This window comes from Desulfoluna sp. CYM3A (assembly GCF_056829965.1).
Genome location: NZ_CP186556.1, coordinates 2,061,889 through 2,079,399, shown reverse-complemented (window position 1 = coordinate 2,079,399; position 17,511 = coordinate 2,061,889). Strand labels below are relative to the sequence as shown.

General features: G+C 59.1%; 17 protein-coding genes. 8 read left to right on the top strand and 9 right to left on the bottom strand.

Going from position 1 to position 17,511, the window contains the following annotated elements; all coding sequences use genetic code 11:
* The first annotated feature begins 135 nt into the window (after nucleotides 1–135).
* Nucleotides 136–963, top strand: a complete 828-nt coding sequence (locus ACOYW1_RS10715) for a 1,4-dihydroxy-6-naphtoate synthase (protein ID WP_482422782.1) — start codon at nucleotides 136–138, stop codon at nucleotides 961–963.
* Nucleotides 964–1,180: 217 nt separating this feature from the next.
* Here ACOYW1_RS10715 and ACOYW1_RS10710 read toward each other — a convergent pair whose 3' ends face one another.
* The 4 genes from ACOYW1_RS10710 to mqnE all read right to left on the bottom strand — a co-directional run bounded on the left by ACOYW1_RS10710 (nucleotide 1,181) and on the right by mqnE (nucleotide 5,492).
* Complete coding sequence (locus ACOYW1_RS10710; protein WP_482422781.1) at nucleotides 1,181–2,071, bottom strand: menaquinone biosynthetic enzyme MqnA/MqnD family protein; 891 nt, start codon at nucleotides 2,069–2,071, stop codon at nucleotides 1,181–1,183.
* 104 nt (nucleotides 2,072–2,175) lie between these two features.
* Nucleotides 2,176–3,339, bottom strand: coding sequence for an amidohydrolase family protein (locus ACOYW1_RS10705; protein WP_482422780.1), 1,164 nt, complete (start codon nucleotides 3,337–3,339; stop codon nucleotides 2,176–2,178).
* A complete protein-coding gene (gene mqnC, locus ACOYW1_RS10700; RefSeq protein WP_482422779.1) occupies nucleotides 3,336–4,397 on the bottom strand; it encodes a cyclic dehypoxanthinyl futalosine synthase in 1,062 nt (353 codons plus the stop codon). The genes ACOYW1_RS10705 and mqnC overlap by 4 nt, the downstream gene beginning before the upstream one ends.
* A gap of 12 nt (nucleotides 4,398–4,409) precedes the next feature.
* Complete coding sequence (gene mqnE, locus ACOYW1_RS10695) at nucleotides 4,410–5,492, bottom strand: aminofutalosine synthase MqnE (protein WP_482422778.1); 1,083 nt, start codon at nucleotides 5,490–5,492, stop codon at nucleotides 4,410–4,412.
* A 295-nt stretch (nucleotides 5,493–5,787) separates the two neighbouring features.
* On the opposite strand from mqnE, the gene ACOYW1_RS10690 reads away from it, so the two are divergent.
* A complete protein-coding gene (locus ACOYW1_RS10690) occupies nucleotides 5,788–6,183 on the top strand; it encodes a hotdog domain-containing protein (RefSeq protein WP_482416453.1) in 396 nt (131 codons plus the stop codon).
* 277 nt (nucleotides 6,184–6,460) lie between these two features.
* On the opposite strand, the gene ACOYW1_RS10685 is transcribed toward ACOYW1_RS10690, so the two are convergent.
* The 3 genes from ACOYW1_RS10685 to ACOYW1_RS10675 form a co-directional block, all read right to left on the bottom strand.
* Complete coding sequence (locus tag ACOYW1_RS10685) at nucleotides 6,461–7,702, bottom strand: hypothetical protein (RefSeq protein ID WP_482422777.1); 1,242 nt, start codon at nucleotides 7,700–7,702, stop codon at nucleotides 6,461–6,463.
* 103 nt (nucleotides 7,703–7,805) lie between these two features.
* Nucleotides 7,806–8,156 (bottom strand): hypothetical protein, encoded by a 351-nt coding sequence (locus ACOYW1_RS10680; protein WP_482422776.1) that lies wholly within the window; start codon nucleotides 8,154–8,156, stop codon nucleotides 7,806–7,808.
* Between the two features lie 13 nt (nucleotides 8,157–8,169).
* Nucleotides 8,170–8,907: a ParA family protein gene (locus tag ACOYW1_RS10675; protein ID WP_482422775.1), complete on the bottom strand. Its 738-nt coding sequence runs from the start codon at nucleotides 8,905–8,907 to the stop codon at nucleotides 8,170–8,172.
* 285 nt (nucleotides 8,908–9,192) lie between these two features.
* Here ACOYW1_RS10675 and ACOYW1_RS10670 point away from each other — a divergent pair, with 285 nt between their 5' ends.
* The 5 genes from ACOYW1_RS10670 to ACOYW1_RS10650 all read left to right on the top strand — a co-directional run bounded on the left by ACOYW1_RS10670 (nucleotide 9,193) and on the right by ACOYW1_RS10650 (nucleotide 14,291).
* Nucleotides 9,193–10,404, top strand: coding sequence for a hypothetical protein (locus ACOYW1_RS10670; protein WP_482422774.1), 1,212 nt, complete (start codon nucleotides 9,193–9,195; stop codon nucleotides 10,402–10,404).
* The gene (locus ACOYW1_RS10665) at nucleotides 10,370–11,305 is read left to right on the top strand and encodes an SUMF1/EgtB/PvdO family nonheme iron enzyme (RefSeq protein WP_482422773.1); all 936 of its coding nucleotides are present in this window, start codon (nucleotides 10,370–10,372) and stop codon (nucleotides 11,303–11,305) included. Before ACOYW1_RS10670 ends, ACOYW1_RS10665 begins: the two co-directional genes overlap by 35 nt.
* 84 nt (nucleotides 11,306–11,389) lie before the next feature.
* A complete protein-coding gene (locus ACOYW1_RS10660; protein WP_482422772.1) occupies nucleotides 11,390–12,505 on the top strand; it encodes a M24 family metallopeptidase in 1,116 nt (371 codons plus the stop codon).
* 100 nt (nucleotides 12,506–12,605) lie between these two features.
* Nucleotides 12,606–13,505: a site-specific tyrosine recombinase XerD gene (xerD, locus tag ACOYW1_RS10655; protein WP_482422771.1), complete on the top strand. Its 900-nt coding sequence runs from the start codon at nucleotides 12,606–12,608 to the stop codon at nucleotides 13,503–13,505.
* 294 nt (nucleotides 13,506–13,799) lie between these two features.
* Nucleotides 13,800–14,291 (top strand): SHOCT domain-containing protein, encoded by a 492-nt coding sequence (locus tag ACOYW1_RS10650; protein WP_482416459.1) that lies wholly within the window; start codon nucleotides 13,800–13,802, stop codon nucleotides 14,289–14,291.
* An 88-nt stretch (nucleotides 14,292–14,379) separates the two neighbouring features.
* Here the strand turns inward: ACOYW1_RS10650 and galE are convergent, their stop codons facing one another.
* Entirely contained in the window at nucleotides 14,380–15,393 is a 1,014-nt protein-coding gene (gene galE, locus ACOYW1_RS10645) for a UDP-glucose 4-epimerase GalE (protein WP_482416460.1), read from the bottom strand.
* A 61-nt stretch (nucleotides 15,394–15,454) separates the two neighbouring features.
* On the bottom strand, nucleotides 15,455–16,204 hold the full coding sequence (locus ACOYW1_RS10640) for a tyrosine-protein phosphatase (RefSeq protein WP_482422770.1): 750 nt from the start codon (nucleotides 16,202–16,204) through the stop codon (nucleotides 15,455–15,457).
* Between the two features lie 456 nt (nucleotides 16,205–16,660).
* On the opposite strand from ACOYW1_RS10640, the gene ACOYW1_RS10635 reads away from it, so the two are divergent.
* Nucleotides 16,661–17,440, top strand: a complete 780-nt coding sequence (locus ACOYW1_RS10635) for an enoyl-CoA hydratase/isomerase family protein (RefSeq protein ID WP_482422769.1) — start codon at nucleotides 16,661–16,663, stop codon at nucleotides 17,438–17,440.
* Nucleotides 17,441–17,511 lie beyond the last annotated feature (71 nt).

The following is a 17,511-nucleotide window of genomic DNA, read 5'->3' as shown; positions in this document are numbered from 1 at the left end:
GCCGGAGGCTGTTTTTATAGCCGATAAGCTACTTTTTTTTTAACAATAGAGACCTGTTTGAGGCGATTTTCATAAAGCTGATCACGGAATCACGCCATAGAACACAAACGACATTTAGACCCACAGGCACATGCAATGAATCGAACCCTGGCATACTCCACCTGCCCCAATGACACGTTCATTTTCCATGCCCTTGTCCACGGACTTGTAAAGGCCGGAGACACAACCTTTGAGACGCACCTCCACGATGTGGAGGCCTTGAACGGCTTTGCCACAGAGAGAACCTTTGACGTCACCAAGCTCTCCTTTGCGGCATTGGGCCACCTGCGAGACCGATATGCCCTACTGCGCAGCGGCGCTGCCCTTGGCAGGGGTTGCGGCCCCCTCATCGTGGCAAGGCCCGGGTTCGATCCCAAGCGCTTAAGGAAAATTCCCATCGCGGTGCCGGGCCTCATGACCACGGCCCACCTCCTGCTGGGCCTCTACCTCGGCCAAACGCCCAACGCCATCCCCATGGTCTTTGACACCATCATGCCCAAGGTGGCCTCAGGGGAATTCGAAGCGGGCCTTATCATCCACGAAAGCCGCTTTACCTACGCCGACCACGGCCTCACCTGTGTGGACGATTTAGGAGCCTTCTGGGAGCGGGAAACCGATCTGCCCATCCCACTGGGCGGCATTGCCGCAGCCCGGGACCTCCCCAAAGACGAAATTGTCCGCATCGAAGCCGCCATCTCCCAAAGCGTCACCTACGCCTTTGCCCACCCCGACGCCTCCCGAGACTACATCCGCAGCCACGCCGTGGAGCTCTCCGACGAAGTCACCCAGAACCACATCGACCTCTACGTCAATAATTTCTCCATTGATCTTGGGGATGAAGGCGTGGCCGCCGTGGAAGTCCTTATGGACCGGGCAGAAAAAAGCGGGCTCATTCCCCGGTCCGACATGCCCTTGTTCATATAGGGCACGCAACACCCATGGCATCACAGATATCCGCAATTTCGAAATGATTCCGAGGGTTGAAGCGATGACGGTGCGCACGGCGCACCCTACCATACCAAACGTAGGGTGCGGCCCCCGCACCGACTGACGCAACGAGGACCACCACCGCAGCACAACCCCTTGGCATCACAGATATCCGTAATTTCGCAATGATTCCGAGGGGCGCACCGCCATTCAATCACACCGCAAAAGCGCGATGGTGGGGCATGGAATGGGGAAATTCCCTTGAAGGCAGGGTTTCAAATGAAGAGGCAAAGGCAGGAACGACTTTCTTGGGAAGAAGGCCATATCGGTAGAGCTGCTCAAAATAGAGGGAGAGACCTTTGATCTCCTGATCCCCCAGGCTCACCACCAGGTGGTTGAAGTAGCGTGTCAGGGTCTCCCTGGAAAGACCTGTTTTTGCATGGGTATCCGTTACAATACCATGCAAATCTGAGAGACCGGCTGCACGGGATCGGTGAAACAATTCCACAAGGCGGTCCACCACGGCCGGAGCCATGGCACAAAAATCCTTTCGTATGGCCCACACCGCAAAGACAAAGGGCAGCCCCGTCATCTGTTTCCACTCCATTCCCAGGTCATAGACGTATGGAAACCGCCCGTGCCAGTCGGCAAGAAGGGCTGAATCCCCAATGACCAGGGCTCCTTTCACGCCTTCGGGAAGGTCTGAAGGGTCGTGGACCCTTCCCGGTTCGATGACCGGACAGCCCCCTTTCTTCCGAAGAAGAATGCGCAATAGCTCCACCGAGGTGGCCGACTCCTCGGTCACCATCACACGGTCCCCGTCCAGGGACTCCATGGGCTTATCCGACACAAACAACACGCTCAGAACCTTGCCGTCACATGCAATGGAAAGATCAGGCAACAAAAGCCACTGGTCTGCGTTGCGCGCATAGGCCACGGAAGAAACCGGGCTCATCACCACCTCCCCGTCCCTGAGCATGGCGTTGAGGGTCGCCGGAGGCTCGGTCACCATGGAGAGCCACGCCGGGCAGTCCCCATGGTCGATGCCATGGTAAACCGGGGATACGTTGATATAGCTGATACGTCCTATGGGAATCTTGCTCATGACGCTGCCTTCTCTGGTTAAAATCTTAAAAAACGGAAACTATTCCGTTGCCTCCGGCGGGTCGCTTTTTGGATAAAGCGCCGCAAAAACGTTCCGCTTGGGCTTCATGGGAGAACCCGCACAGCCACGTCCTCGTCCAAAAACCAGCCGTACGAAAAAGACGGCGGTGTTGATGCCCGGGTCACTTCAAGGCACCGGGCCGAGCAGCCGGGCGCAAGACGCCCGAAGCGCCCCGTTAAGCCCAGGGCTTTGGCCCCGTGCTCTGTTGCCATGCGGAAAATCTCGGCCGGGGCAAGCCCCGGTGCCTCGGCGGCCACGGCACGCATCTCATCCAGGATGGAGAGGCTGTCGCAACTGGCCAGACTGTCGGTGCCCAGAGCCACGGTAAGCCCGGCCCCAACCATGGCCTCCATATCCGGCGTTCGGCCATGGAGAAGATGGTTGCTGCGCACGCAGCAGACAGCCGTGGCACCGGCCTCTGCCAGTTGCCTGAACTGGGGTGCCTTGGTCTGCAGGAGATGAACCACAAGGGTCGATGCATCCACCACTCCCAAATCCAGGAGATAGGAGACCGGGTCGTCTGCGGGCAGAGGCCAGGAAGAGAAATCGATGCCCCGCTCCGTAAGAAAATCGGCCCAGGCCCCCTTTCCGGTGGTGAGGAACTCACGCTCGGCGTCGGACTCGTCCAGATGAATGCTCAACGGACGGCCTGCCCGGGCGGTAAGGGCCTTCATGGCCTGAATGGCTTTCGGTGCCGTGGTGTGGGGGGCATGGGCGGCAAGGCTCGCCCCGGGCGCCCCCTCGCCCCCCGGGGGCATGGCCAGGGGATTTGGGTTGCCCAGATACTCCTGAAACCAGACGCCCTGTGCCCTTCCCTCGTCGAACAGGGGCCTTGTGATGCCCAGGGTCGAGATATCGCCAAAAAGAAGAGTTCCTGCCGCCTCAGCATGACGGACCGCCTGTTGCGCCGCCTCCACCAGCTCATTTCTGGGAATACTCTCCCGAACCGCCAGAAGGTCCCTCACCCAGGGGGCAAACCCGGCGTCGCTTTTCACCCGGCCGGAAAGGGCTGACAGCTCCAGGTGGGTATGGGCGTTGACAAAAGCCGGGACAAGGGCGGCGTCTCCGTGCTCTTCAACCTCAATCCCCTTGGGCCCCTTGCCGGTGCCCACGGAGACAATGGTCCCGTCTTCCACCACCAGGTACCCCTGGGGCAGGACGGTGTCGGCGTCCACCACCACCCACGCTGCCCGGTGCACTCGTCTCATGCACACACCGCAAGGTGGTTGTAAAAGCAGTCCCGCTGCACCGGGGTAAACCCGGCGGAGGCCACCACACGGATCAGCTCATCCTTGGGCAGCATGTGATCCACGCCTGCGGCGGAGACCACGTTCTCCTCGATCATGGTGGAGCCCATGTCGTTGGCACCGAAAAAGAGCGCCACCTGGGCAATTTTCTCGCCCTGGGTGACCCAGGAGGCCTGGATGTTGTCCACGTTGTCCAGAAAGATCCGGGAGAGGGCCAGAACGCGCAGGTACGCGTCGGCCGTGGCTTTCTCCACGTGAAGATCGGTGTTGGACGGCTGAAAGGTCCAGGGAATGAACGCGGTGAACCCGCCGGTCTCGTCCTGAAGGTCACGAATCCGGGTGAGGTGCTCCACGATCTGGGCCGGAGTCTCCAGGTGGCCGAACATCATGGTGGCCGTGGACCGCATGCCCGTAAGATGGGCCTGCCGCATCACCTCAAGCCAGTTGTCCACCCCGCATTTGTTGGGGGAGACTTTTCGGCGCACTTCATCCACGAGGATCTCTGCCCCGCCACCGGGGATCGATTTGAGACCTGCGTCCTTGAGGGCCTTGACCGTCTCGGCAATGGAGAGCCCGCTCTGGTCCGCGAGCCATGAGATCTCAGGGGGTGAGAATCCGTGGACATGGATGGGAAAGGTGGTGGTGAGCCAGCTGAGGAGGTCCACGTACCAGTCCAGGGTCAGGGCCGGATTCATGCCGCCCTGGAGAAGAATCTGGGTTCCTCCCAGTTCCAGGGTCTCCTCAATCTTCTGCCGGAACGACTCCCGGCTGAGAACGTACCCGCCGTCTCCACCCACTTTGGAATAAAACGCACAGAACTTGCACTCTGAAGTGCAGACGTTGGTGTAGTTGATGTTCCGGTCCACCACAAAGGTCACGTCAGGATCGGGGTGCTTGGCCAGGCGCACGGCATGGGCCAGGGCCCCGAGTTCCGGCAGGGTTGCGCGATCATAAAGCTCAAGCAGATCTTCAGGGCTTACCCGGTAACCCGATGATATTTTGCGTGATAGGGCTTCCAAAAGTCGCCTCCCTTAAGAGATATGGTTGTAAAAGGAATCCCGTTCCACGGGCTCGAACCCGGCCCCACGGATCATGGCGGACATCTCGGTCCGGGTGAGGCCCTTGGCAGAAGTGGCACCCGCTGTATGGGTAATCCGCTCTTCGATGATGGTGCCATCCAGGTCATCCGCCCCAAAGGAGAGGGCCACCTGGGCCAGCTTCTCACCGATCATCACCCAGTAGGCCTTGATGTGATCGAAGTTGTCGAGCATCAGTCGGGAAACAGCCACGTTCTTCAGGTCATCCACCCCGCCGGTGGGCGGAATGTGGGTGAGCTTGGTGTTCTTGGAATGAAAGGCCAGGGGAATAAACGAAGAGAACCCGCCGGTACGGTCCTGGAGTTCCCGAAGGGTCATCAGGTGAGTCACCCGCTCCTCCAGGGTTTCGATGTGGCCGTAAAGCATGGTGGCGTTGGTGGGGATGCCTGCGGCATGCACCGTCTCCATCACCTCCAGCCAGCGGTCCTTGCCGATCTTCTTGGGGAACAGCTCATCGTGGACCCGCTCGCTCATCACCTCTGCGCCGCCGCCGGGCATCATGGCAAGTCCCGCAGCCTTGAGTTCCGCCACGGTTTCAGCAAGGGAGAGGCCGGAAAGACGGGAAAGGTAATCGATCTCCACCGCCGTAAAGGCCTTGATGGTGGCCTCGGGCCGCACCTCGGCCATGGCCTTGAGCAGACCGGTAAAATAGTCGAAATCCAGGTTTTCGTTAAGGCCGCCCACCATGTGGATCTCCCGTACGGGCTCATCCATGCGCTCCATGAGGCGGGCCTTGACCTCTTCCACGCTCCACGTATAGGCGTTATTGGTCCCTTCGTCCGTGGCAAAGGCGCAGAAGGTGCACCGGTTGGAGCAGACGTTGGTGTAGTTGACGTGCTGGTTGTAGACGTAATAGGCGACGTTGCCGTGGCGCTGCCTGCGCACGTAATCGGCCATGCGCCCCACTGCGGGCAGATCCGGGGACGCATAAAGCGCCATTCCGTCGTCAAAGGACAGCCGCTGCCCTGCCTTTACCTTGTCCCATACGGGAGCCAGTGCTGAATCGATAAAATCCATATTCCCCTCTTCCGCGAGGTTTCAGAAGGGCCGAGGTACCACAAGCCCCTGTTTCGATTTACATCCCTGCATGTGACCACCCGGTCAGTGACCACGTGGTCATATATACAGAGGTTTTCAGCCCATGGCAAGAAAGATGCGCTGTAGCCAGCAGAAACGGTCTCCATGACGCCTTGACCCCGAACCAAAACCGAATTAAAGATGTAACGATTCTATCCGGGCTATGACACGACCAGAGCGTCCGGCGGCAAGGCCCAATTGCCCCCGGCACAGTCCCACAACCAAAGGAGCCACCATGAACTGCACCACCCACCTTGCCATCAACACCGACCTGTGCGGCACGGTCACCGCCCTTGAAGAGGGACGCTGCGTCGTGACCCTCACCACCACCTCAGACATGGCCGCCGACGCACAGCAGCTTGTCCACGGAGGATTTGTCTTCGGCATGGCGGATTACGCGGCCATGTGCGCCGTCAATGATCCGTATGTTGTCCTGGGAGCCGCCGAAACCAGTTTTCTGAAACCTGTCCGGGTCGGGGAGATCCTTACGGCAGAAGCCGTGGTGGAAGAGGTGAAAGGGAAAAAACGTATGGTGCCCGTCACCGTGAGACGGGGCGTGGAGGAGGTCTTTAAAGGGACCTTTACCTGCTTTGTGCTGGAGTCCCATGTGTTGGGGGAGTCCAAAGCGTAACGCAACCATTTAGCTTAAAAAAAGCCTCCGGCGGCCCTGCCGGGGGCCAAACTTTTAAAAAGTTTGACAAACAGGTCTTAAGTCATCATTTCGAGGCCCCGCCGAAGCACGGTCCATTGGAAATGTTTTTGCGGAGCTTTTTTCAAAAAGCGACCCGCCAGCTCAACGATCACAGCATAAACAAACAGCCCCTTTTGCCTTACGGCAAAAGGGGCTGTTTTTGTACCATTCCAATCAATTACTCCGCATTCTTCATGCAGACCATCACCGGATACTGTTATCTTTTTTTCCGCACCACGCGGCGGACCTTGCGCACACGCCGGGTACCGGCAGGTGCCGCCGCCTTTTCCTGAGGTGCTTCCAGCCCCTCTTGTTTGAAGGAACACACGGACCTCGGGCAGGCAAGGCCGTCCCCGGTATCGTTTTCCACAAGGAACGGGTTCTTGCAGACGGGGCAGGCAAAAGGATAGGGCCGCTTCCAGGTGACAAAGCCGCAGGACCTGTTGTCGCACCGGTAAAAGGTCTTGCCGTGTTCTGTGGAGCGGGTTTCCAGTTTTCCCACCTTGCAGATGGGGCACACCAGAGAGAGGCTCTCTTCAAAACGGGCGATGGCGGCGGCAATGTCTTCGTCGGTTTCACCGTGGGTCATGTGCTCCACGGTCTTTTTCTCTTCGTCGGCCCCTTCAAGCTCTGCCGCGCCCTTTCGCTGCCGTTCCTCCTCAAGGCGTTTTTTTTCGAGAAGGAGTTCGTTCTTCTGGCGTTCCAGCTCCATCTTCTCACGCTGAATGGCCAGAAACGCCTCCCGCTGAATCTCCTCCTGGGAAGGTTTCGGAACCTCGGGTTCGAGAGCTTTGGGCTCTTCCGCAGGCTCTGCCTCACGGGGAGGCGGATCATCCGAAGAGACCACAAGGGTTCTTAAAGCCCCCTTGGCTGTCTGGGGGGTCACCTCCTGAACGTTGAGTGCTTTCCCCTTCTCCTCGGTGAGCCGCTTTCGAATGGAGGCGATTCGCTTGAGGAACCGCTCACGTCGGGCTTCGGCTTCGGCAGGATCTTCCCTGTGCGGCGATTCATCGTCGTCATCAGCGCCACGTCCCATAAGCGTCTGGTCCACCTGGTTCAAGGCTTTGTCAAGATCGTTGCGCCCGTCCAGGAGCTCCTGAAGGATCTGCACAAGAAAGGCGGGAAGAACAATTCCGGGCATCTTGGGGTAGGCGGCATCCAGACCGGCCATAAGAAACCGGGCGGCCTCGCCCACCTCCGGAGCCTCTTCGGAACCGGCAAGGAGCCCCTCCTGGCGCAGCAGCTCCACCACCTCCGTGGTCCGGCCTTCGGTGATCAGCCCCAGTTCCACGGCCTCCCCCACCACATCCTGAAGGGAAAACCCGGATCCCTCTTCGGCATGGACCAGTACAAGGACGGCAAAGGCGTCGATGCTGGGCCCGATGCGTTGCCATACAGGGGTGTACCCGTCCACACCGGTCAAGCGTTTTTGGACATGGAATTCAAAGGTATCTTTCAAACCGACATTCATCAATCACACTCACTGCATAAGCTGACGGTATCATGATAGGAGACCGCCCTCGGGTTCCCGGGGAAGTCTCCGCCTCACAAGCCGTTCCGGTTCATTCGGTGTCCTGGGAGGCATCATCCGGGGAGACAACGCCGGCCACCACATCCACACAGCGGCCATCCCGGCCGATCATCAACGAGAGGGTAATGCGAGCCTGAAAATCCATCTGATAGGCAATGCGGTCTTCTTCTACTGGTAAAGGCGCCCCTTTTTCTACTTGATCATCCTGAAGCGGACAGCCGTACTTCTCTTCCAGCAGCTTTTCAATGACATCCCAGTCAAGGCTGCCGGTCACAATGTCCATCAAATCCCGTTCGCCCTTTTGAAAGGCGTCGTCGGGAACCAGCTTTTTCTCTTTTTCTTCTTCGGCCATCGTCTTGCCATCCAAATCGGCCTGGTACATCACATTCTCTCCATCATGGGACTGTCGCCGCTTCCCTCATCTCCCGGGCCAGATCCAGAAACGCTTGGGCCCCGGGGGACATCACATCCACGAGGGCAACGGGAGTATCGGTTGCCATTCCTTTCCGAACGGCATCGCAATCGGGCAGTCGACCGACGAATTGCCTGCCGGCGTCATCCGGGACCGGATCTGAAGGCCCCATCGACACGAACCCAAGGCCTTTCAGGTCCGGGTTCAGACACTTTAGTACTTCATCGACACAATCCCGCGCCTCCTTAAGCTGCGAGTTTTGGTCCCAGCCCGGATACAGGGGGACCAGGGCCAGGTCCGAGGCGGCCAGGGCGCTTTTCACATAAAAGCCGTTCCCCGAAGGGGTATCAATGATTACGCGATCATACCCTTCCCCGGGTTTGCGAAGGCTCAAGGCCAGGACCTTCTCTTTTTCCGGATTGAGGGCCAGCCATTTTTCCGCTTCTTTTTCACCGGACAACGCGGGAAGCACGTCCAGATAAGGCGTCCGTCCAGGGACCACAGCCCCCCGCAGCCCCACAATTCCGCTGATCACATCGGCAACGCCCCAGACCGGCCTTTGCTCCTCTTCCATCATCATCCGCGACCCCGCACCGGACGAGGTGCAGTCCACAAAAAGGGTTCGCATCTCAAGGAGAGCGTAAGAAAACGCCAGGTTAACAGCCAGGGTCGTCTTGCCTGAGGCGCCCAGTGGATTAAGCAGTGCGATGGTGTGATACATGGCACGAGCCTTTGCTTTGGATGCGTGGAAACAAGAAAAACAAATAATTAACAGGAATTACCCACGTAGACATAGCATACCTGACCGGTAAAAGAAACCGGCATCGCCATGACCTCCCCCATGGAGCCGCGTTCCGCCCGCACCGCCCGGCGGGCAAAACAGGGCCCGCGCACCCTCCAGGCTCCCCGGTATTGTGACCCGCGGCCGATTGGGTTATGGTTCGACCAGGTATAGGACAGCCGAACAGGACTCACAGGGAGCAGGAGCAGCGCCGAGACGCACCACATGACTTCAAACGATTTCAACAACGTCACATTTTCTTCGGACGCCATGGACGAGGTCATCGACCACCTCGGCTACTCCAGGCACTCCCGGAATATGGCGTACCTCAAAGTTCTCCTCTCCCACGCAGGCCGGGACAACGGGTACAGCTCCGATCCCGTGGACTCCGACCTTCTTGTCCAGGCCATCTGGCAGACCCACGACCCGGCGCAGCTCAAGTCCAGGCGAAAAAACCTCAGCACCATCCGGAATTCCGTCAACCGGGATCTCTCCCGCCTCTTCAAGGATGGAAACAACCCCGAAGGGGTGACCATCTCAGCAGACCACGCCCTTGTGGTATCCCAGGAGGCCAAAGAGGCCCTGTACGCCCCCTTTGCCAACCACTTCACCAACGCCAACAGCCCGGATATCGAAAAGGCGAGCGCCCTGCTGGACGCCCTTGCCGAGATGGCTGAAAAAGGCGGCCCCCTCATGGACGGCACTGAAAACCTCGCGGAAAAATTGAAACGTGCGGTACAGGCCCTTGAAAAGGGCGGCGCCCTGCCCGACTTTGAGGAGGACACCCCGGAGGAGCCCCCGGAAGAGGAGCTTGAGCAGCGGGAAGACGACGAAGAGATTGAGGTCCTTGAAGAGGAAGATGACGTCGAGGAGATCCTCGATGAGGATATTGAAGAGCTTGACGAAGCCGAAGAAGAAGAGCTCGATATCCTCGATGATGAAGATGAAGTCGAAGAAATCCTCGACGACGAGCTTGAAGAGATCGACGAGACCGAAGAGGAAGAGCTCGATACCCTCGATGGGGAAGATGAGGTCGAAGAACTCCTCGATGAAGATCTCGATGAGGATATTGAAGAGATTGACGAGTCCGACGACAAAGAGATCAATATCCTCAATGATGACGAGGAGTTGGAAGAGATACCTGAAGGCGAGCTTGAAGAGATTGCCGATGAGCAGGACGAAGAACTCGACATCCTCGATGATGACGACACCCTGGAGGAGATCCCTGAAGATGAGATCGAAGAGGTCGATGAAGACGACGCCCTGGAGGAGATCTCCGATGACGACATCGAAGAGATCGATGAAGACGACGCATTAGAAGAGATCTCCGATGATGAGATCGAAGAGGTCGACGAAGACGACGCATTAGAAGAGATCTCCGATGATGAGATCGAAGAAGTCGATGAAAACGACCCCTTGGGAGGAGATCTCCGATGATGACATCGAAGAGGTGGATGAAGATGACGCCCTTGAAGAGATCTCCGATGACGAGGTTGAAGAGGTCGATGAGGACGCTCCCCCATGGGCCGCAGACGAAGATCCCGACGCCATGCAGGAACGCGCCGATCGGTTCGACGCCCTGCTCAACGAATCCGAACGGTACTACAACCGCTACATCCACATCCCGTCCGGCCGCTATCCGGCTCTGGATCCGGTGACCGGCCAGGAGGTCCTGGCCGATCTGGAAGAGTTCCTTGCGGGCAAATACCCGGTCACCAATGCCCTCTTTGAGGTGTTTATCGGTCGCACCGGCTACAAGACCACCGCCGAAGAGCGGGGGTTCGGCGCCGTGTACGAACCGCGCCTCACCCGTCAATCCCGCGGCAGGAGAATCAGCCTCTCCACGAGCAAGGGCTTGCGCCTCATCCGCGGGGTCAACTGGTACAAGCCCTCCGGTGCCCGATCCTCAGTGCACACCAGCGCCCACCACCCCGTGGTCCAGGTGAGCTACGAAGACGCCATGGCCTTTGCGTCCTGGTCCGGCAAACGGCTCCCCACCCTGGCCCAATGGCTGGCCATGGGGGGAAAATCCGACAGTCCCTACCCCTGGGGAGATGCCTGGGCAAGCCACCTCTGCAACACCGAAGAGGTCGGGGCAGGCGGAACCCTTCCCGTGGACACCTTCCCCAAGGGAGCCAGCCCCTTCGGGGTCTACGACCTCATGGGCAACGCCCTGGAATGGGTCAGCGACCAGATCCCGGAAAAGGGCGGTGAACCCGTCAAAACAGCGGTGGGAGGCAGCTTCCTCTCCGACCGGAGCCTTATCCGCCAACAGCTCCAGAGCTTTGACACCCGGTTTTCATCCAATGTCCTGGGCTTTCGCTGCATCGGCTGGTAGACCTCGACACGGGCCTTCCGGCAGTGGTATGGTTGCATGAATGCAGTTGGCAACACCCACGTACAAGATGCGAAGGAGACACCAGTGAACGACATCTATCGGAAACGGCTCGATGCGCTGCAAGAGACATTGAGCCAGAATGGCTTCGACGCCTGCCTGATCATGCAGGAGGAGAATCGGAGGTACTTAAGCGGTTTCACCGGAGAGGACAACAGCGTGGACGAGTCCGCCGGTGCCCTTCTCATCGGCCCCAAAGGCCTGATCCTGGCCACGGACTCCCGCTTTGAGCTCCATGCCATCCACGAAGCCCCCCTTTTTGACGTCCATGTTTATAAAACCGGCCTGGACAAAGACCTCCCCGAGCTCCTGGACCGCGTGGGCGCCCGCCGCGTCGCCTTTGAAGAGACCCGGGTCTCCGTGGGGCGTTACAACGCCTTTGCAGATGCCCTGAAAAAAAGTGGTTCCTCCGCTGAGCTGGTGGCCCACGAAGACATGACCGCCCCCATGCGCGCCATCAAGAGCGCCGATGAGATACAGACCATGCGGGAGGCCCTGGCCATCGCGGAAGCCGCCTTTTCTGCGGTGAAGGCAGGCCTGGTTCCGGGCCTCACCGAAAAGGCCATTGCCTGGGAGATGGAAAAAGAGATGAGGAGCCGCGGAGCCGACGGCCTCTCCTTCCCCACCATCGTGGCTTCCGGCCCCAACGCCGCCCTTCCCCATGCCGTGCCGAGCGACCGAAAGGTGACCCCGGGAGAGCCCCTGCTCATCGACTGGGGATCCCGATACAACGGGTACTGCAGCGACTCCACCCGAACCGTTGTTCTGGGCAGCCCCTGCGATACCTTCAAACGGGTCTTCGACACCCTTTTTGAGGCCCAGGCCCTGGCCATCGACGCCATCTGCGACGGAGCCAGCGGCAAGGCCGTGGATGCCGTGGCCCGTGGGTTCATCGAAAAGACCTTCCCCGACGGCTTTGGCCACGGACTGGGTCACGGGGTCGGACTGGAGATCCATGAAGCCCCCCGCCTGAGCTACCTCAAAGACCACACCCTCAAGGCAGGGATGGTGGTGACGGTGGAGCCCGGCATCTACCTGCCGGACTGGGGCGGCATCCGCCTGGAAAACATGGTCCTTGTCACGGAAAACGGCGCCGAGGTCCTCAACACCCTGGACTATCACGATCACGTGGTGGCCATCTAACCCGGATACCATGTAAAAACACGCATACGCCGGGTCAGGCCTTTCCCTGCCCCGGCTCCCCATCACCCATAACCTGACGTTCCTATGGCCAGATTTTCCCATGCCCTCTCTTCTCAACCACCACATCGACCAGTTCATCACCCACCTCCGCGTGGAACGGGGTCTGGCAGAGCTGAGCATCGACGCCTATGCATCGGACCTCACCCGGTATGCCGGCTTCATGGAGGACAACGGGATGGCCGATGTCACCGAAGACGACACCTACGCCATCTTAAAGCACATGATCGGCTTGAGGGACGAAGGCCTGGGCTCCCGGTCGCGGGCCCGGCACCTGGTCTCCATCCGCTCCTTTTACCGGTTCCTTGCCGAGGAAAAAGTCCTTGCCAGCGACCCGTCGAGCCTCATTGAGTTTCCCAAAACAGGCCTCAAGCTGCCCGACACCCTCTCCGTGTCCGACGTCAAAAAACTCCTGGAGGCACCGGATCCCTCGTCGGCCAGGGGCATGCGGGACGCCGCCATGATTGAGCTGCTCTATGCAGCGGGCCTGAGGGTCTCGGAGCTGATCCACCTCAGCCTCAACGACATCAACCTGGAGGCCGGGTTTGTGCGGGTGTTCGGCAAAGGATCCAAAGAGCGCGTTGTGCCCATGGGCCGCTTCGCCGTGGACAAGCTGCGGGCCTATCTTACAACGGGTCGCCCCCTGCTGTTGAAGCATGTCACAAGCAGCACCCTGTTCGTGGCCCGGGCAGGCAAGCCCATGACCCGCCAGGGGTTCTGGAAGCTGCTCAACAAGTACACGGCCCTGGCCGGGCTCACGGGAAAAATCAGCCCCCACACCCTGCGCCACTCCTTTGCCACGCACCTGCTCATGGGCGGGGCCGACCTGCGGGTGGTCCAGGTGATGCTCGGCCACACCGACATCTCCACCACGCAGATTTACACCCATATCACCGGTGACCACCTCCAGGCCATGCACCGAACCTGCCATCCGAGGGGGTAAAAACCTTTACAGACGGAGATGGCCCCTTTATGATGAAATTATGGTTTTGTTGATCAGGGTCAACACCATCGCAGCTGCAACGTCCCTGCCTTGCTCTTCCTGCGATACAATCACCCCAGAGGTGTCCCACATCTGGCCCGACGCAAGCCCCTTGTAACCGGGATGTTTTTTACAAGCACTCCCCCGGCACTTTTTATCAATGGGTCCGGGTGGTTTACCCGAAGCCCCGCACCGGCAATGCTCCGGCGCGGCGGATACGGCGTAAATCCTTCGGCAAGCAATAGATGTGAACGCATGAAAAGCAACAAACGCACCGATTCTCCCGGGGTGATGAAAAGCCTCTTTATGGTTTACCTCATCCTGGGCGGGCATATCCTCCTCATCGTCGCCCTCTGCTTTTTTGTCCTCTTCTTCCGAGGCCTCGTCAATTACCTGCCCTGGATTTTTCTGGGTGGGGTCAGCCTCATCGGCCTGTCCGCTTACCTCATCTACAAGCGCATGAAGACCGAAGGAAAGGCCCTGCGAGAGATTCTTTCCCTGCCCATGCTCCAGGGAAAAACCGTGGAGATAAGTGTCCTCGGCGGTCTGGCATCCGTTCGCGTGGAGGATCCCAACCCCCAGCAGCCCCTGGCCATTGATGCGGGTGCGCCGCCCCGGCCCGCCACCGTCCATGCTTTGCCCCCTTCCAGCCACGTCACCGAGCTCATGGAGCTGGCTCACCTGCTGGACAACAACCTCATCACCCTGGACGAGTACAACAAGGCAAAGAAAAAAATCATCAACTAAACGCCCGTCCATGATTCAGACAACAAAAGCCCCGATCCGCACGGCATGCGAATCGGGGCTTTTTTAATTGGGTGTTACACCTTGTCGGTTATATGGCGTATCCGTCGGGGTTCTGCGATTGCCATCGCCAGGCGTCCCGGCACATGGCCTCCACCCCCTTTTCCGCCCGCCAGCCGATCTCGTTCCACGCCTTGTCCGGTGAAGCGTAGCACACGGCGATGTCCCCGGGCCTCCGGGGCGCCACCACGTAGGGGACCGCTCTCCCCGAGGCGGCCTCAAAGGCCGCCACCATGTCCAGAACGCTGTAGCCCTGGCCGGTGCCCAGGTTGTAGACATGAAGCCCCGGGGCTTCGTCGGTGGGCTTCAGGGCGCACAGATGGCCCTTGGCCAGATCCACCACGTGGATAAAATCCCTCACTCCGGTGCCGTCATGGGTGGGGTAATCGCTTCCGAAGACGCTCAGGCACTCCAGTTTTCCCACGGCGACCTGGGCAATATAGGGCATGAGGTTGTTGGGGATGCCATTGGGGTCTTCCCCGATGAGCCCGCTCTCATGGGCACCCACGGGGTTGAAATACCGAAGGAGCACCACGCGCCAGGAGCTGTCCGCCACCAAAAGGTCTTCGAGCATCTCTTCGACGATAAGTTTCGACCGGCCATAGGGGTTGGTGGCGCTTCGCGGAAAGCTCTCATCCATGGGGACCGTCTCCGGCTCTCCGTACACCGTGGCCGAAGAAGAAAATATGATGTTCCTGACATCGGCCCTGTCCATGGCGTGGAGCAGGTTCAGGGTGCCGGTGAGGTTGTTCTGGTAGTAGGCCAGGGGCATCTCCACGGACTCGCCCACGGCCTTGAGCCCGGCAAAGTGGATCACAGCATCAAACCGATGGGAAGAAAACAGGGCATCCAGAACGGCTTCGTCCAGCAGGTCCCCCTCCACGAACTCCAGGGACTTGCCCGTCAAACTCCGGACCCGGTGCAGGGACTCTTCCGAGCTGTTGGACAGGTTGTCCACCACCGTGACCCGGTGGCCGGACTCAAGCAACTCCAAACAGGTGTGGCTGCCGATATACCCGGCACCGCCTGTGACCAGTACATGCATAATCTATCCTCTCTGCCGTTGCCCAAAGGCAAGGGCGTATCCGTATGGTTGATAAAGTAGGCTACAACGCCCTGACAACGGAGGGAGAGCGGCCCTCCACAGGGCAATCTTCCACCACGGCCAGGGGATTCTCCCTGACCAGCCTCAGGGCGGCCTTCTCGCCGATAACCTTGGAGGCCGCCTTCACTCCGTCGCTCATATCCGGGGTCCGGTAATTCTCATCGTGGGCGTCCGAGCCCATGATATCCACCACTCCCTTTTTAAGAAGGTAGCGGGCACACGAAGCGATCTCCCGGCCAAAGGTTCCGGCCACGCTGTCTGCAGTAACCTGCACCAGGGAACCGGTCTCGGCAACCATCTCAAAGAGGCGATTCGGATCCCTGATGATGCTCGGGTTTCGTTCCGGGTGGGCGATGATGGGATGAAGCCCCCGGTCAAGGTAGGCCCTTAAAATAGGCACCGCCACCCGCGGAAGATGGCTGCTGGGAAACTCCACCAGAAGATACCGCGACCCGTTGATGGTAAAATCCTCCAGGTTGTCCGGCATGAAACCGGCCACCACCTCGGCCCCGGGCACCAGGGTCACCCCGATGCCCTCCTCCCGGAAACGACGGTTGAGCTTGTCGATGAGGGGACGATAGCAAAGGGCATCCAGAAGGTCCACCCCGGCGTGAAAGGTGGCGGCAATACAGGAGGTGCCCCCTTTGTCTGCCTGGGCAGCCATCACCAGGGTTTCGGCCATATCATCGGAGCCGTCGTCCACTCCGGGTAGTATATGGCAATGTATATCCGTCCAACGGGTATGCTGCATTGGGTAATATCCTCGTATCTCAACTGAAATCGCCGGCTGGCGTCAAGGCATGGCTCGGGCTGTCACAATAAATCAACACGAATGCAGGCGTCCCAAGCATCTGCGGTGCGGTCCACATGGCGGGATAGGGTCGTTTTCAAGGGCCGACCGTCGTCACTTCTGTACTGAATCCACCACGATTCAGTGTAACCACAACTTGCGATTACGGCAATACATTTTCTCCGAACAGCCCCGACTTTCGTGGGTTCGAACGACTCCCCGCGGTTCCCGCTCAGCTGTCGCATCGCAATATTTCTCTTTTCATGCCTCATAGTTTCCCTTATAGTCATACGTTGTTCAGGATAAGGAATTGATGTCATGCCCATCGGACGCGTCCCGACGCAAAACACCGTATCTTTCGGTTCATGACTGAAACATAGTGCTACTCATCTTATCTATATCTTTCGGAGGTTCTTCATGTCTTACGAAACCATTCTTGTGACAGCGGAAAAAAACGTCGCCACCATCACCTTCAACCGCCCCAAGGCCCTGAACGCTTTGAACGACAAACTCCTCACCGAACTCTCCGCCGCCCTTGACGACATCGCCGCTCAGCAGGACATCCATGTGCTCGTGCTCACCGGGGCAGGGAACAAGGCCTTTGTGGCCGGTGCGGACATCACCGAACTCGCCACCCTGGACGCCGCACAGGGCAAGGCCTGCTCTGAAAAAGGCCACAAGGCCATCGGCAAACTCCAGGAGCTGGAAATTCCTGTCATCGCAGCCGTCAACGGATTTGCCCTGGGCGGAGGCAGTGAAATGGCCCTGGCCTCTGATTTTATTTATGCGTCAGAAGCGGCAAAATTCGGCCTTCCGGAAATCACCCTCGGCCTCATCCCGGGCTACGGGGGCACCCAGAGACTTCCCCGGGCCATCGGCGCCAACCTGGCCAAGGAGATGATCCTCACCGGAAAGATGATCTCTGCAGCAGAGGCCAAAGAGATCGGCATGGTCAACAAGGTCGTGGCCCCCGAGGCCCTCATGGACGAGGTGATGAAGACCGCCGAGGCCATTGCGTCCAAGGGCCGCGTTCCGGTCCGTGCAGCCAAAAAAGCCGTCAACGAGGGGTTGAACGTGGACCTGCCTTCAGGGTGCGCCATTGAAGTGGAGGCCTTTGCCGCCTGCGTTTCCGGCAAAGATGCCAAAGAGGGCACCAGCGCTTTCCTTGAAAAACGCAAGCCTGTATTCAACGCCTGATCCAACCAGGGCGGCGGGTCCCAGGCCCCCACGCCCCTGTCGCGTCCTCGCCACGCCGGCGGCTGTTCTCC